Origin of the sequence: Pseudomonas triclosanedens (assembly GCF_026686735.1) — a bacterium.
GTDB lineage: Bacteria > Pseudomonadota > Gammaproteobacteria > Pseudomonadales > Pseudomonadaceae > Pseudomonas > Pseudomonas triclosanedens.
In genome coordinates this window covers 4979345-4994074 of record NZ_CP113432.1, presented here as the reverse complement: position 1 = coordinate 4994074, position 14730 = coordinate 4979345, and the positions used below count along the sequence as shown (strand labels likewise).

Genomic DNA, 14730 nt, shown 5'->3' with positions numbered 1-14730 from the left:
CGTGAAACTCAAAGGGGATCGTCGTTGCGGGCCGGTCCGGTCTCCGTGCGGAGTGGGCGGCTGCATCCTTGCCAAGTCTTCTGCGCAACGAACGTACAAAACGCGCCGGCCAGTGACCGAGGCGAGTGGCGACTCTCTTTGAGGGGTGGCAGAGGCGAGACACGGTGTGTCGGCATCGTGCGGGGCCCGACCAGGAGGCGTCCTTATAATCGGGGGGCGATTATAACGGCGAAACAAAAAAAAAGCCCTGCACCTTAGACTTTTTTCCGAGGCATTTCCCCTTGATTGGCGTTTTTCGCCCCGTCGTGGTGCGACTTGCCCCAAGGTCGGTCAAGGCCGCACGTGGAGGCGCTGGAGGGGAACCCTGAGAGTGTGCGTTGCGTCAAATGGCCAAGCGCTATCTGCTCGCGCTGACGGCCGGTATACTTCCGGCCATTCGTGGCCAACCCTTTGGAGAGATGAGCATGCTGCATCGCCTGTTGCTCAGCCTGATCGCTACCGCAAGCCTGACCCTTACCGGCTGCGCGCTCAGCCCGCAACAACTCAATCCGGACCCTGAGTTCAAGGGACCCGTCACTGCCGTTGGCCAGGGCCAGCCGGTGGTGGTCAAGGTCGTCGACGGTCGCGCCAGCACCGCGCTGGGTACTCGTGGCGGCCTGTACTCCGAAACCAGTCAGCTCACCGTGCGCAGCCAGGATGTCATTCCCAAGCTGCAGTTGCAGGCCGAGACTGCCGTTCGCCTGCTGGGCTTCACGCCTTCGGCCAACGCCTACAACGCTCCGCAACTGACCCTGACCCTGGCCGAACTGAAGTATCAGTCGCCCAAGGATGGCGTTTATGTGACCGAGGCCGACATTGGCGCGACCTTCCGGGTCGATGTGCAGAACAATCAGCGTCGCTACAGCGGCCGCTACGGCGCAGCACTGAACCAGCGTTTCGGCATGGCGCCGAACCAGGCTACCAATACCAAGCTGGTCAGCGATGTGCTCAGCGATGCGCTGAACCGTGTATTCAAGGACCCGACCATCGGCCAGACGCTGAACCAGCGCTGATCGATGCGGATATGAAAAAGCCCGGCTCCGGCCGGGCTTTTTCATGGAGCGGATCGTCTCGGTCAGGCCGCCTGGCGATATGGATCGATTTCGCAGAGGCGCACGCGCTCGTCGGTTTCCGGCAGGTCCAGATGCTCATGGCCGCTGGCCTGGGTGTAGACCAGCCAGTGGTCATCCTGGACGTTGAAGGACAGTTCGGTGACGACGGCTTCGATTTCTTCCAGGTGTTCGATCAGGTACGCATTTTCGTGGGGGACGATATCGAGCATGGCGAATCTCCTTGGCGAATGACCGGATGGGCAAAGTCGATAAAGCCAGTGGCATGCCAGGCATCGCAAAGGTCTTAGACCGTTTCTCGATAACTCTTACGCTCGTCGTAAATAAGCGTTACGCACTGGCTGCGGCGACTGGCCAGCGGATAAAATGCGTGACGATTGTTTCCCATCCATGACGGGTCATGCCCGTTCATCTTGCAGACTCACCCCCGGCTTTCCTTCGCGATAACTGGAGTTGCAGTCCTGAAGCGGAGGTTGCGATGTCGCTGCAGGCGTTCTGGAACCTGTTCCAGGCCCATCCCGGTCGGATTCTCAATGATCTGGCCCTGTTCTTTGCCCTTGCCGGCGCATGGCTGCTGCTGGCGACTCGCCGTCGCGAACGGCTGGCACTGGAGCGCCTGGTGGCTGATAGTGAAGTGCAGCCGCAACCGCTTTCCGCCATTGAGCCATTGGCCCGTCTGAATCGATTCTTCTACCGTTTCGGTTTCGCCTGCCTGGCGCTGGCGCTGGCTGTGAGCTGGTACAGCACGCGGCTGTGATGGCTGGAGCATGAAAAAAGGCGCCCAAGGGCGCCTTTTTTCATGACTGCTTGATCCGGTACTGGTTCAGTACCGGATTGGCGTACTGCAATATCAGGTGCGCGCGGTGCTCCGTGGGGCAGGCGGCCAATCGGCGCTCCCATTCGGTGCGGGCGCGGCGCAGTTCTTCGCCATTGAACAGGCTGTCGACGCTGGGCACCTGCAATGCCGGATCGCGCAGATCGGATGCCTCGTAGGCGAGATAGTGCACCGGGAACAACCGGTAGTTGCCGAGGATCTGGCGGTCCAGTTCGGCGGCTAGCTGCTTGGCATCGCTAAATTCTCCGGTGATTTCCTCGCCGAAGTTGATGTGTACCCGGCCCTTGTAGCCGGTGATGCCCTGCACGATGCTGCGGTCGTCTTCGCCCGGCGCCTTGCGGTACTCGCCTGTGGTCGCGCGGGTGAACAGTTCGCGTGCCTTGGCGGCGTCGCACGGGTCGTATTCGTAGCTGATGGACACCGGTATCAGGTGCAGCTCGCGGATCACCTCGGCGAACGGCTCGTCCTTGCGGCTCATGTGGAACATCTTGAGGATCGCCGAGTCGGTGCGGTCGTCACCGTCCTTGGCACGGCCTTCGGCCTGGGCGATCCAGATCGACTGGATGTCCTTGCAGATCGAGTGGTTGATATAGGCCGAGAGGTTCTGGTACGCCGCCAGCTTCTCGCGGCGGCCGCTGATCGAGCGGTGCACGATGAAGCTCTTGTTCAGGCGCATCAGGTCGCTGACGAAGGGCTTCTGCAGCAGGTTGTCGCCGATGGCGATGCGCGGCGTCGGCAGCTTGGCATGGAATATCGCGTAATTGCAGAAGGCCGGGTCCATCACGATATCGCGGTGATTGGCGATGAACAGGTAGGCGCGGCCGGGCTTCAGGCGCTCGACGCCGGAGTAGGTGACGCCGTCGGTAGCATGCTCGATGGTACGGTCGACGTAGGGCTCGAACTTGTCCTGCAGTGCGACGACGCTGCGGATGCCGGTGACTTCGCGAGCCAGGCGATGGGCTATAAGTGGTCTGAGCAGCCAGCCGAGCGGGCCGGACAGGCGCGGGAAACGGTAACGCGCGAGCGCGCCGAGGAAGGCGTCATCGCTCAGCAGGCGTTGCAGGACGGCCGGGACTTCGGCGTCGTTGTACGGTCGGATGGCTTCGAACTCGCCCATCATGCTCTCTTGAAATTCATGGGGTATCACGGGCCGGGGTGCGCGCTAGGCGGCCCGGAGGGTTGTTGCCGGGACCGAATGGTCGCGACGGGCACCCTTGAAGACCGCGCGATTATAAACGGAAGTCACAGTGGAGCCAGCGATGCTAGAGACTCAGGCATACATCTGTCCTTATTGTGGCGAGCCGGCCGATACCGTGCTCGACCTTTCCGGCGGCGACCAGAGCTACTATGAAGACTGTCCGGTGTGTTGCCGGCCGATCCTGTTCCAGTTGCGCACCGACGGTGTGGACTGGTCGCTCGACGTTCAGCGCGAGGACGACTGATGCAGCGAGTCTACGAGCCTGCGGACCTGATAGAGGCCGAGTTGCTGGTCGCAATGCTGGCCAGCGAGGGCATTTCTTCGCACCTGGGAGGGCGCCACCTGCTCGGCGGTATCGGCGAGTTGCCGATGCTCGGGTTGTTGCACCTGTGGGTCGAGGATGACCATGCCGAGCGCGCGCGGGAGTTGATCGCCGCGTACAATGCCGCGCAACCCGTTCCCGGGCCGGTCGACGACATGGAGGCTGGTCCGGGCGTCCTGCTGTGCTGAATCTTCTCTCCGAGTCCCCATGACCAGCCGTTATGCCCTGTTCCGCTGGAATCGCGAGCTTGCCGAGAGCGCAGGCTTTCCCGCCGATCTGCAGCCGCAATGGAATCTTGCGCCTGGCGCGCGCGTGCTGATGCTGCGCGAAGAGGGTGGCGTGCGCTGCGCCGAGCTGGCGCGCTGGGGGCTGACTCCTGCGTGGCTGAAGGATCTGTCGCGGACTCCCGCCCACGCGCGAGTGGAAACCATCGCCGAACAGCCGATGTTCCGCAATGCCTTCGCGCAGCGCCGTTGCCTGCTGCCGGCCAATGGCTTTTATGAGTGGCGCGGCGTGCGCAAGCGGCCGCACTGGGTTTCCGGTGGCGGTCTGATCTGTTTCGCCGGGGTATGGGAGGCGTACCCGGTGGAAGGGCACACCTATTACAGCGTGGCAATGCTGACCCAGGCCGCGGGCGACATGCGCCGGCCGTTGATCCTCGATGCGCGAGAACAGGAGCAGTGGCTGTCGAACGATACCGATACCGCGCGGTTGCTGGAGCTGCTGCAACTGCCCCAGGCGCGGCTGCGCGAGCAGGTGCTGGCGCACTTCGTCAACGACCCCACGTGCAACGGGCCGGAGTGCCTGACGCCGGCTTGAGCCGCTTCCCTCACAGGCGCGGACCTTGTCCGTGAAATCCAGCGCGGCGGAGTCCGCTCCCTGGGGATCAAGAATCGCCTGACGCTGAAATATCCCTGCAGGAGCGCTACTCGAGGCCGCTCCTGCAGGTAATCGGGACTTACACCTTGAACTGATTCACCAGCCGGCGTTGCTGCTCGGCCAGCTTGGTCAGTTCGGCGCTGGCCTGGGACGCTTCGTCCGCGCCGCCGGCGACCTGGTTGGCGACCATGCCGATATTGCTGACGTTGCGGTTGATGTCTTCGGCCACCGCGCTCTGCTCCTCGGCGGCGCTGGCGATCTGGGTGTTCATGTCGTTGATCACCGACACTGCCTGGGTGATCGACTCCAGAGCCTGTGCCGCTTCCTGGGCATGGCGCACGCTGTCGTCGGTCCTGTCCTGGCTTTCCTGCATCACCTGCACGACTTCGCGGGTGCCCTGTTGCAGTTGCTGGATCATCGACTGGATTTCTTCGGTGGCCTGCTGGGTCTTCTGCGCCAGGTTGCGCACTTCGTCGGCGACCACCGCGAAACCACGCCCCTGCTCACCGGCACGCGCCGCTTCGATGGCGGCGTTGAGCGCCAGCAGGTTGGTCTGTTCGGCGATGCCGCGGATGGCGACGAGGATCGCGTTGATGTTCTCGCTGTCGCGGGCCAGGGTCTGGACCACGCCGACTGCACGACCGATCTCGCTGGCCAACGCCTGGATCGCCGTCGCACTGCTCTCGACGATGCGCTTGCCCTGGTGCGCGGCCTGGTCTGCGTGATTGGCAGCTTCCGCCGCATGGGTAGCGTTGCGCGCCACGTCCTGGGCGGTGGCTGTCATCTCGTGGACGGCCGTGGCTACCAGCTCGATCTCGGCCAGTTGCTTCTGCACGCCCTGGTTGGTGCGGATGGCGATGTCGGCGGTGTGTTCCGAGGAGTCGCTGACATGCTGCACCGAGGTGACTACCTGGCCGATCATGCCCTGCAGCTTGCCGAGGAAGGTGTTGAAACCCCTGGCGATGGAGCCCAGTTCGTCAGCGCGGTCGCTGGAAAGCCGGCGGGTCAGGTCGCCTTCGCCCTTGGCGATGTCATCGAGCATGCCGACCAGTTGGCGCAGCGGACGGGCGATGCCGTGGCCGACCAACCAGATCACCGCGAGGCCGATGGCGGCGATCAGCAGGCCCACCAGGGTCATGCCCAGGGCATCGCTGTCGCGCTGGGACTTCAGGTCCGATTGCAGTTTGTTCAGTTCGCCCAGCAGCGCTTCCTGTGGCAGTTGCAGCATCAGCGTCCAGCGCGCGCCGGTGTCGGCGATGGTGAATGGCAGGAACAGCTCGATGTGGCCGTGCTCCTTGTCGACGGAGGTCAGCGGCTGGTCCAGGGTGAGCCTGGACAGGTTGGCGACTTCGTTGGAATCCAGCACGCTGCTGGCGGGCTCACCGAGCTTGGCGGGGTCCTTGGTGTAAGCCACCAGGCGACCGTTGCTGGAGATCAGCGCCATCTCGCCTGCGCCGTCGTAGAGGTTGCTGTCGGCGTTCTTCAGCAGTTCCTGGATGAAGTCCAGCGACAGGTCCACGCCCACCGCCCCCTTGAACTGGCCATTGACCAGGATTGGCGCGTTGAATGAAGACATCAGCACCATCTTGCCGCCCATCTCATACGGCGCCGGGTCGATGATGCAGGGCTGCAGCTTCTCTTTCGGGCACAGGTAGTACTCGCCTTCGCGCACGCCGGTAGGCTGCATCTTCTGGCTTTCCAGGGTGTCCCCCATCGCTTCGACGGTCAGGCTGCCATCCTTGCGATACCACCACGGCATGAAGCGACCGCTGGCGTCGTAACCCTCGCCGGTGTGGCCGGCGAATTCGCTGTCCCGTCCGGCGAAGGCGTCGGGTTCCCAGCCGGCGAAGGCGTCGAGCAGCTTGGGGTTCTGCTCGACGGTGACGCGCAACAGGTTGGACATCTCGGCGCGGGTGATGTCCAGCGCCGGCGTGCCGCTGGCGTCGAGCTTGCCCATCTGCGCATTGGTGTGGGCGAGGTCCTTGGCGACGGTCAGCGGGTACTCCAGTTCGCGCTGGATCTGGCTGACCTGGCCGCGCGCCAAAGCTACCAGACGATCATTGATCACCTGTTCGAGCAGCGCCTGGGTACGCTCCTGCACCAGGGCCTGGGTTCGGGAGCCGGCGAACAGCGCGTACAGCACCAGTGCCGCGACCACTGCCAAGACGCTGGCTCCGGCCAGCGCCACCACGGAAAACTGGATCGACTTGAATTTCATACGGGTACCCGAATGTCCCAGAGCTTGCGTGTTCCTCCTGTATCGGCAGGTGGCGCGAGATTCTTAGCCGGTGCTTGTAAAGGGTTGTAACGCCCCTGTATGCCGCCTGTTGCAGGATGGTTGCCGGCCACCTGGGGGCGGCCTACCATGCGCGCTGTCCAAGGAAAATGAATTGCTTCAGGAGTGCATCATGCCCAGCGTATTTCGCTTCGCCGGTCTGGCCGCGGCCCTTTTGCTGGCCGGGTGCCAACAGGTGAATACAACCAGCGGCGGCGTCGTTGGCGTCGAGCGCAAGCAGAACATGTTCAGCATGTTGTCGAGCGCGCAGGTCGACCAGATGTACGCGCAGTCCTACCAGCAGACTCTCGGCGAGGCGTCCAAAGCCGGCAAGCTGGATGCCAGCAGCAGCGATGCCAGGCGCGTAAAGGCCATCGCCGCGCGGCTGATCCCGCAGACCGGCACCTTCCGTCCGGACGCACCGTCCTGGCAGTGGGAAGTCAACGTAATCAAGAGCGATGAGCTCAACGCCAATTGCGGCCCTGGCGGCAAGATCATCGTCTACACCGGCCTCATCGATCAGCTCAAGCTGACCGACGACGAACTGGCGGCGGTCATGGGCCACGAGATTGCCCACGCCCTGCGCGAGCATGGCCGCGAAGCCATGTCGCGCGCCTATGCGGTACAGATGGGCGAGAACCTTGGCGGCGCGCTGCTCGGCCTCGGCAAGGACAGCATGCAGTTGGCCGATCAGGTGGTGCAATACAGCCTGACCTTGCCCAACAGCCGCCAGAATGAGAACGAAGCCGACCTGATCGGCCTGGAATTGGCCGCCCGTGCCGGCTATAACCCCAACGCTGCGCTGACGCTGTGGCAGAAGATGAGCCAGGCTGGCGGCAATGCGCCGCCGGAAATCCTCAGCACCCACCCGGCCGACAGCACCCGGATGGCTAACCTGCAGGCCGCCATTCCGAAAGTGATGCCGCTGTACGAGCAAGCCAAGGCCCGCTGAGCGGAAGCCGGGAGCGGCGCGTCATAGCGCCGCTTTCTCAGTGAACAGGGAGCGCCCGTGAAAATCGCTGTACTCGGAGCCACAGGGCTTCTGGGCCATCACGCCGCCCGCGCCATCAAGGCCGCGGGACACCAGTTGGTGCTGATCCACCGGCCATCGTCGCAGATCCAGCGGCTGGCCTATCTCGAACCGGAATGCAGGGTGGCCGAGCTGTTCGATCACCAGGGCATGGCGCGTGCGCTGAGCGGTCTGGACGCGGTGATATTCAGCGCCGGCTACTACCCGGTGCGGCCACGCCGCTGGCAGGAAGAAGTGGCCAGCGCGCTGGACCAGACCAATCATTTCTATGCCGCCTGCCTGCAGGCAAAGGTGCCGCGCATCCTGTATGTCGGCTCGGCCTTCGCCATGCCGCTGCACCCGCAGGGACAGCCCGGACACGAAGGTCTGTTCTACGAGGGCCTGCCTACTGGCAAGAGCGCCTATGTCATGTGCAAGTGGGCGCTCGACGAGCAGGCTCGCGAACAGGCGCGTGGCGGGCTGCCGGTGGTGATCGGGATTCCGGGCATGGTGCTGGGCGAGCTGGATATCGGCCCGACCACTGGCCGCCTGATTACCGCCATCGGGCACGACGAGATGCTTCACTACGTGCCGGGACGGCGCAACGTCATCGACGCGGCCGAGGCCGGTCGCGGCCTTTTGCTGGCGCTGGAGCGCGGGCGAGTGGGCGAGCGCTATCTGCTGACCGGGCAGAACATCGAGATGGGCGAGCTGACCGCCACCATCGCCCGCCTGCTGGGCAAACCGGTGCCGACGCCGATGCCGCTGCATCGTGCCCGCGCACTGGCGACCCTCGGGCGCTGGCGCTATCGGCTGACCGGCAAGGTGCCGCTGCTGGACGATACAGCGATCGAAGTGATGGCCGGAGGGCAGTTCCTCGATGGGCGCAAGGCCCGCGAGGAGTTGGGGTTCGAGTCGCGGGTGCCGCTGGAGGATACCCTGGAGCGGGCAATCGCCTGGTTCCAGGCCAACGACTATCTGTGATCGGCCCGATACCCGCAGCGCAGGATGTGTGCTCGATTCCTGCGGAGGAAGGCCCGGCGTTCACCGGGTCTTTTTCATTGCAGGGCCGTGCCTCAGGGCAGCGCCTTCTCGGAGAAGGGGCGGTTCTGCAGCCCCATCTGCGCGCGGAAGCTCTCCATGTCGAACAACGTACAGAGCTCCTGCACCTGCCCCTGGCTGTTGAACACCCAGAAGCCCATCGCGGAAATGCTGACGATCCGGTCGCTGACCGGGTAGCCCAGCACGGGCCGGGAAATACTGCCCATCAGCGTGCTCCAGGTGAAGACCTTGTTGCCTTCGCGGATGCACTCCTCGACAGCCACTTCCAGGTCGCTCATGCCGCTGCGGATCTCCTCCACCAGCTTGCGGTAGCCGAGGTTGTCCAGCGGTCGCTCGGTGAAGGCGCTCTTGTAGAGGAAGTCTGGGCTATGGAACTGCTCGACCAGGGCCAGATGCCCCTTGTTCCAGGCGAGATCGATGTGCTGGCGAGCGAGCTTCTTAAGGTCCTTGTCCGACATGGCGCCTTCCTGAGTGCAGGGACGATGGCGCACCACTGTGTATCGGATGCGATACACAGGCATTGGCCGGCGCGCCAGCGTCTCTTTCGATGCGCGTCAGTTCAGAGCGCGCCACCCAGGCTGAGCGCATGCCAGGCGGCGGCCAGGCCGAGAACGGCGAAAGCGGCGGCGGCCAGACGGCGGATCAGGTTGAGCGGCAGGCGTTCGGCAGCGAAGTTGCCGGCCAGGACCACCGGTACGTTGGCGATCAGCATGCCCAGGGTGGTGCCGATCACCACCAGCCAGAAATGCGGGTACTGCGCGGCCAGCATGACGGTAGCCACCTGGGTCTTATCGCCCATTTCGGCGAGGAAGAACGCGATCAGGGTGGTCAGGAAGGGGCCGAACTTCTTCAGCGAGCCTTCTTCGTCATCGTCGAGCTTGTCGGGAATCAGTGTCCAGGCAGCCACCGCCAGGAAGGAGGCTGCCAGTACCCAGCTCAGTGTGGTTTCGGAGAAGAAGGAAGCGACCCAGCTACCGACGGCGCCAGCGGCGAAGTGGTTGGCCAGGGTGGCGGCGATGATCCCGGCGATGATCGGCCAGGGCTTGCGGAAACGCGCGGCAAGGACGAGCGCGAGCAGTTGCGTCTTGTCGCCAATTTCGGCCAGGGCAACGATCAGGGTTGGGACGAAGAGGGATTCCATCAGGCTTCCTAAGGGGCGGGTCGACTAATCACCATGACACGTGCCACCTGCCCGCCCCGGGTCAGGTTGCTCGTGTCATAGGTCTTGTCAAACCCGGAGCCTGAGCGATGCAGGCTGGGGTCGCACGCGCCATGATCTGCGGATCAAGTGTGTTGACGCGTACCGGGCGAGTTGGGAACTCGCGGGAGACTACTCCCCTAGGACGGGGCGCATTCTGCCCAAGTCGTAGGACTTGGGCAAGCCTGCGTGTCGGATCAATCGTGCTTGGGACGGATATCCATTTCGTCGTAGCGAATGAACCGGGTGCCGTTCTTCAGGCGATAGCCCAGCCAGACGGCCAGGAACAGCGGAATGGTGATGTAGGTGGCAATCAGCCCGGCCCAGTCCACGTGCTCGCCGACGAAGGCGCGGTAGTTCTGTCCCAGGGTGATGATCAGGCAGAGGGTGAAGGCGAACAGCGGGCCGAACGGGAACCATTTGGCGCGATAGGGAAGGCTGTTGAGGTCGCCGCCCTGCAGCACGAAGCCCTTGCGGAAGCGGTAGTGCGAAATGGCGATGCCCAGCCAGACGATGAAGCCACACATTCCCGAGGCGTTGAGCAGCCAGGTGTATACGGTCTTGTCGCCGACGAAGCTGGTAAGGAAGCACAGCGCGCCGATCAGCGTGGTGGCGTAAAGGGCATAGCGCGGCACGCCGCTTTCCGAGACCTGGGTGAACAGTCGCGGAGCCTTGCCCTGGGTAGCCATCGTGTAGAGCATCCGGGTAGATGCGTACATGCCGGAGTTGCCGGCGGAGAGGATCGCCGAGAGGATCACCGCGTTCATCACACCAGCCGCCGCGGCCAGGCCCGCGCGCTCGAACAGCAGGGTGAACGGCGAAGTGCTGATGTCGCTGCTGTCGGTCTTGAGGAGGTTCGGGTCGGTGTAGGGGATCAGCATGCCGATCACGAAGATCGACAGGATGTAGAACATCAGGATCCGCCAGAAGACCTGGCGGATCGCAACGGGGATCGATTTGCGCGGGTTTTCCGACTCGCCGGCGGCGACGCCGATCAGCTCGGTACCCTGGAACGAGAACCCGGCGATCATCGCTACCCCGATCATCGCTTGCAGGCCACCGACGAAAGGCGCGTCGCCAGTGGTGAAGTTGCTGAAGCCGGGGCTGTCGATGCCGTGCATGATGCCGATGATGCTGGCCAGGCCGATGCCGATGAATATCACAACGGCCACTACCTTGATCAGCGCGAACCAGAACTCGCTCTCGCCGAAGCCTTTCACCGAGAAGAAGTTGAGCATGAACATGATGGCCAGGAAGCCGGCGCTCCAGTAGATGCCTTCCACCTCGGGGAACCAGAATTTCATCACCAGTTGCGCCGCTACCAGTTCGGCGGCGATGGTCACCGCCCAGTTGTACCAGTAGTTCCAGCCCATCGCGAAGCCGAATCCGTCGTCGATGAAACGGCTGCCGTAGGTGCAGAACGAGCCCGAATCTGGGATGTACGCTGCCAGTTCGCCGAGGCTGGTCATCAGGAAGAAGACCATCAGGCCGATCAGCGCATAGGCCATCAATGCGCCGCCGGGGCCGGCGGTAGCGATGGTGCTGCCGGAGGCGACGAACAGGCCAGTGCCGATGGAGCCACCGATGGCGATCATGTTCAGGTGGCGTGGCTTCAGGGAGCGCTTGAGATGATGCGGCTTTTCCTTCGGCCCCATGGCGAATGTCAGTTCGACGTCATCTTTGATTCTTCGATTCACGGGTGTCCTCGATTGTCAGGGCGAGCGGGGGCGTGCCGATCCATTGGCTCGGTGGAGTGTAGTGCGAGCCTGCGGTCAGCGCCGCCGGGCGCTGTAAATACGGAAGCCGTCAGCTTCGGCCAGGGTCTGGCACGGGCCGAGGTGCTGTTCGATCAGCGGCGGATACTTCAGGAAACTGTTGGCCACCAGGCGCAGCTCGCCGTTGCCGCGCAAGTGGCGCGCAGCCTGGCGGAGCAGATGTTCGGTGGCGGCGTAGCTGGTATGCACGCCCTGGTGGAAGGGCGGATTGCTGACGATGGCGGCCAGCTCGCCCGGCGCTGCGTCGATGCCGTCGCCGGCGATCACCTCGGCGTCCAGGCCGTTGGCGGCCAGGGTCAGGCGGCTGCTTTCGATAGCGAAGGCGTCTACGTCCAGCAGGGTGAGCCGGCTTGCGGGATAGCGTCGCTTGAGCGTCGCGCCGAGTACCCCGGCGCCACAGCCAAAATCCAGCAGGTGGCCGTCGGCCAGGCCGTCGAGATGCTCCAGAAGCAGAGCACTGCCGCGATCCAGGCGGCCGTGACTGAATACGCCGGGCAGCGTGATGACCTGCAGCGGCCCGTCGGCCAATGGCAGTTCATAGCGTTGCGCCAGGGCGTCCAGGTCCGGCGCGGCAGGCGCCTCGTCGATGTGCGTATGCCAGAGCTGGCAATGGCGGGCACTGTCGAGCTTGCTGGCGCGGCCGAACGTTGCGAGCTGCTTGCTGGCACGCTCGACGCCGGCGCGCTTTTCTCCAACCAGGTAAAGCTCGCCCGCCGGCACGCGGCTGGCCAGGGCGTCGAACAGGTAGTCGGTAAGCTCGCGGGATTTGGGCAGGAACAGCACGGCGGCGTCGAAGTCGCCGGCTGGCGGTGTTGCGCCGAAGTGGCAGCGTTGCGGGTAGCGGGCTTCCAGTTGGCGTGCTTCGCCTGCGTGCCAGCTCCAGCCTTGCGCCTGTGGCAGCGCGCCGAGCAGTGCGTCGGCGGGCAGGCCGGCCAGCAGCACGCGGCCCTGGAAGCGCTCGATCTGGCGCAGCAGCACTTCGCTGGTAGGGGCGTTGGACATGCGGCCTCCTCGAAAAAAGGGCGCGAGTTTAGCAGGGCTGCGTCGGCCGAGCCTAGGCGAGCCGCACCTCGCCGTTTTTCCAGAAGTCCTCGCCACGCAGTTCCAGGCGCCCGGCCGCGACTTGTTCGCGCAGGCGCCAGGCGGCCAGCAGGTCGCTGACGAACAAACCGTCGACATAGGCCATCGTCGGCCCGATGACCGACTGCACGGGGCGCCAGTGATCGTTGGCGCTTTCCAGCAGAACCTGGTCGATATGTTCGTAACCGGCGCCCGGCAACTGGCCGCCGAGCCACAGTCGCAGTTCATCGTTGGCGCTCAGTGCGCTGAGCCAGTCGGCGCCCAAGCGCTGACGCGCGATGGTGTCCAGTTCACGGCTGGCGGCCAGTGAACGTGCCACTTCCTCCGGCTTGAGCATGGCGATGGCATGGCGGTCCTCGCTGCGGCACTCGCCGCTGCCGGCGGCGGCGCTGCGCAACCGGACAGGCTCAGGCAGCAGCGCACAGACGCGGCGCAGCAGCAGTTGCTCGCTGGCGCTGTCGCCATGCCAGAGGGTGACCTCGGCGACGCTCGGGTTGCGCAGCCATTCCACTCCGGTAGCCAGCTCGATGGCAATTTCCCGGTAGCGCAACGCTTCGCCACCCAGTGTGTGCCAGAACGCGGCACGCTGCGCGCAGGGCGGGCTGTCGACATCGCTCAGCGGGCCGACTGCGAGATCGTCCGGCATCGCCAGCACCTCGTCTTCCGCCAGTACACCCGCATCCATCGCCCGTTTCAGGGCTTCGGCGGCACCGTCGCCGCAGACCATGTGCAGAGTCATGCCTTTACCTCCCGACGTGGCGTGCCGGCGAAGAACGCGGCGGCGTTCTCGCTCAACTGGCCGACGATGCGTTGCCGTGCCTCGCGGCTGCCCCACGCGCTGTGCGGGGTGAGGATGAAGCGCGGAAGGTCGTCGGCCAGCAGTGGATTGCCGTCTTTGGGCGGTTCGACGCTGAGCACGTCGAAAGCCGCGCCGCCAAGATGGCCGCGGCGCAAGGTGTCGGCCAGCGCCTGCTCGTCGACCAGGCCGCCGCGGGCGGTGTTGATGAGGAGGGCCTGGGGCTTCATCAGGTCCAGTTCGCGCTGGCCGATCAGGTTGCGCGTGGCATCGGTCAGCGGGCAGTGCAAGGTGAGCGCATCCACCTGCGGCAGCAGCTCGTCAAGTGCCAGACGGTCGGCGCGCGGCGGGCGGCCCGGCAGCGCGCCGAGCAGCACGCGCATGCCGAACGCCTCAGCCAGACGAGCCACCGCGCTACCCAGCTCGCCGTGGCCGAGCAGGCCGAGGGTCTTGCCCTCCAGCTCAACGATAGGGAAGTCCAGCAGGCAGAACTGCGTTGCCTGCTGCCAGCGTCCGGCGCGGACCGCCGCTTGGTAGTCGGGCAGGCGCGTAGCGAGGGCGAGCAGCAGCATCAGGGTGTGCTGGGCCACCGACGGCGTGCCGTAGCCCTGGCAGTTGCTCACCACTACACCGTGTGCGCGGGCGGCGGCGAGGTCGATGTTATTGGTGCCGGTGGCGGCGACCAGGATCAGCTTCAAATCCGGGCAGCGGGCGAGCACTCCGGCGTCGATCCGCACCTTGTTGCTGATCGCCACCTTCGCGCCCGCGAGACGTCCGGCCACTTGTTCCGCATCGCTGCGCCCGTGCAGGACCAGTTCGCCGAACTGTGCGTGCAGCGGGGCGAGATCGAGGTCGCCGAGGTCGAGGGAAGCGTGATCGAGGAAGACGGCGCGAGAGGTGCTCATGGAGTGGGTACCTTTGGTCATGTGTCCGCCCTGGAATGCGACCGGTCACCGTGGCGACGGCTCAGTTTCCGATAGCGGCATGGCGGTAGTGTCGTGGAACTGGATTCTGGTAGCAGCATGACGACGTGGCCAGCGCATTTTCGTCAGAGGTCGAGCAGATAGCGATATGTCGGAAATATCGATGGTGCTCTTGGATTTCGTTTCCTCAACTGTGAGGAGAGCGATCATGTCCGGGTGGACGGTCCCGGCAATTATCGGGGCGCCTATCGTTGTTGGCGGTGGTGCGG

General features: G+C 64.5%; 16 protein-coding genes and 1 riboswitch. Of the genes, 7 read left to right on the top strand and 9 right to left on the bottom strand.

Annotated features, from left to right (window positions below; all coding sequences use genetic code 11):
- Positions 1-464: 464 nt before the first annotated feature.
- The gene (locus OU419_RS23125) at positions 465-1052 is read left to right on the top strand and encodes a YajG family lipoprotein (RefSeq protein ID WP_254470423.1); all 588 of its coding nucleotides are present in this window, start codon (positions 465-467) and stop codon (positions 1050-1052) included.
- Between the two features lie 62 nt (positions 1053-1114).
- On the opposite strand, the gene OU419_RS23120 is transcribed toward OU419_RS23125, so the two are convergent.
- Positions 1115-1321 carry a hypothetical protein gene (locus OU419_RS23120; RefSeq protein ID WP_254470424.1) on the bottom strand — a complete coding sequence of 69 codons (207 nt, stop codon included), beginning with the start codon at positions 1319-1321 and terminating at the stop codon, positions 1115-1117.
- A 266-nt stretch (positions 1322-1587) separates the two neighbouring features.
- Between OU419_RS23120 and OU419_RS23115 the strand changes: the two genes are divergently transcribed.
- Entirely contained in the window at positions 1588-1866 is a 279-nt protein-coding gene (locus OU419_RS23115; protein WP_254470425.1) for a hypothetical protein, read from the top strand.
- 40 nt (positions 1867-1906) lie between these two features.
- On the opposite strand, the gene OU419_RS23110 is transcribed toward OU419_RS23115, so the two are convergent.
- The gene (locus tag OU419_RS23110) at positions 1907-3064 is read right to left on the bottom strand and encodes a 1-acyl-sn-glycerol-3-phosphate acyltransferase (RefSeq protein WP_254470426.1); all 1158 of its coding nucleotides are present in this window, start codon (positions 3062-3064) and stop codon (positions 1907-1909) included.
- 139 nt (positions 3065-3203) lie between these two features.
- Here OU419_RS23110 and OU419_RS23105 point away from each other — a divergent pair, with 139 nt between their 5' ends.
- The 3 genes from OU419_RS23105 to OU419_RS23095 are packed head-to-tail and all read left to right on the top strand — an operon-like array spanning position 3204 to position 4283.
- The gene (locus OU419_RS23105; RefSeq protein ID WP_254470427.1) at positions 3204-3386 is read left to right on the top strand and encodes a CPXCG motif-containing cysteine-rich protein; all 183 of its coding nucleotides are present in this window, start codon (positions 3204-3206) and stop codon (positions 3384-3386) included.
- A complete protein-coding gene (locus tag OU419_RS23100; RefSeq protein WP_254470428.1) occupies positions 3386-3652 on the top strand; it encodes a putative signal transducing protein in 267 nt (88 codons plus the stop codon). Before OU419_RS23105 ends, OU419_RS23100 begins: the two co-directional genes overlap by 1 nt.
- A gap of 19 nt (positions 3653-3671) precedes the next feature.
- Positions 3672-4283 carry an SOS response-associated peptidase gene (locus OU419_RS23095; protein WP_254470429.1) on the top strand — a complete coding sequence of 204 codons (612 nt, stop codon included), beginning with the start codon at positions 3672-3674 and terminating at the stop codon, positions 4281-4283.
- Between the two features lie 139 nt (positions 4284-4422).
- Here OU419_RS23095 and OU419_RS23090 read toward each other — a convergent pair whose 3' ends face one another.
- Complete coding sequence (locus tag OU419_RS23090) at positions 4423-6561, bottom strand: methyl-accepting chemotaxis protein (protein WP_254470430.1); 2139 nt, start codon at positions 6559-6561, stop codon at positions 4423-4425.
- A gap of 190 nt (positions 6562-6751) precedes the next feature.
- On the opposite strand from OU419_RS23090, the gene OU419_RS23085 reads away from it, so the two are divergent.
- Together OU419_RS23085 and OU419_RS23080 are read left to right on the top strand one after the other, a co-directional pair.
- Entirely contained in the window at positions 6752-7570 is an 819-nt protein-coding gene (locus OU419_RS23085) for a M48 family metallopeptidase (RefSeq protein ID WP_254470431.1), read from the top strand.
- A 57-nt stretch (positions 7571-7627) separates the two neighbouring features.
- Complete coding sequence (locus tag OU419_RS23080; RefSeq protein ID WP_254470432.1) at positions 7628-8611, top strand: NAD-dependent epimerase/dehydratase family protein; 984 nt, start codon at positions 7628-7630, stop codon at positions 8609-8611.
- 92 nt (positions 8612-8703) lie between these two features.
- Here the strand turns inward: OU419_RS23080 and OU419_RS23075 are convergent, their stop codons facing one another.
- The 6 genes from OU419_RS23075 to OU419_RS23050 all read right to left on the bottom strand — a co-directional run bounded on the left by OU419_RS23075 (position 8704) and on the right by OU419_RS23050 (position 14443).
- Complete coding sequence (locus OU419_RS23075) at positions 8704-9147, bottom strand: ketosteroid isomerase-related protein (RefSeq protein ID WP_254470433.1); 444 nt, start codon at positions 9145-9147, stop codon at positions 8704-8706.
- Between the two features lie 101 nt (positions 9148-9248).
- Complete coding sequence (locus OU419_RS23070; RefSeq protein ID WP_254470434.1) at positions 9249-9830, bottom strand: TMEM165/GDT1 family protein; 582 nt, start codon at positions 9828-9830, stop codon at positions 9249-9251.
- 89 nt (positions 9831-9919) lie between these two features.
- Positions 9920-10040, bottom strand: a riboswitch (yybP-ykoY riboswitch).
- Between the two features lie 44 nt (positions 10041-10084).
- Complete coding sequence (locus OU419_RS23065) at positions 10085-11542, bottom strand: amino acid permease (protein ID WP_254470874.1); 1458 nt, start codon at positions 11540-11542, stop codon at positions 10085-10087.
- A gap of 117 nt (positions 11543-11659) precedes the next feature.
- The gene (locus tag OU419_RS23060) at positions 11660-12664 is read right to left on the bottom strand and encodes a class I SAM-dependent methyltransferase (protein WP_254470435.1); all 1005 of its coding nucleotides are present in this window, start codon (positions 12662-12664) and stop codon (positions 11660-11662) included.
- A gap of 52 nt (positions 12665-12716) precedes the next feature.
- Positions 12717-13481 (bottom strand): DUF1835 domain-containing protein, encoded by a 765-nt coding sequence (locus OU419_RS23055; protein ID WP_254470436.1) that lies wholly within the window; start codon positions 13479-13481, stop codon positions 12717-12719.
- Positions 13478-14443, bottom strand: a complete 966-nt coding sequence (locus tag OU419_RS23050; RefSeq protein WP_254470437.1) for a 2-hydroxyacid dehydrogenase — start codon at positions 14441-14443, stop codon at positions 13478-13480. Before OU419_RS23050 ends, OU419_RS23055 begins: the two co-directional genes overlap by 4 nt.
- Between the last annotated feature and the right edge of the window lie 287 nt (positions 14444-14730).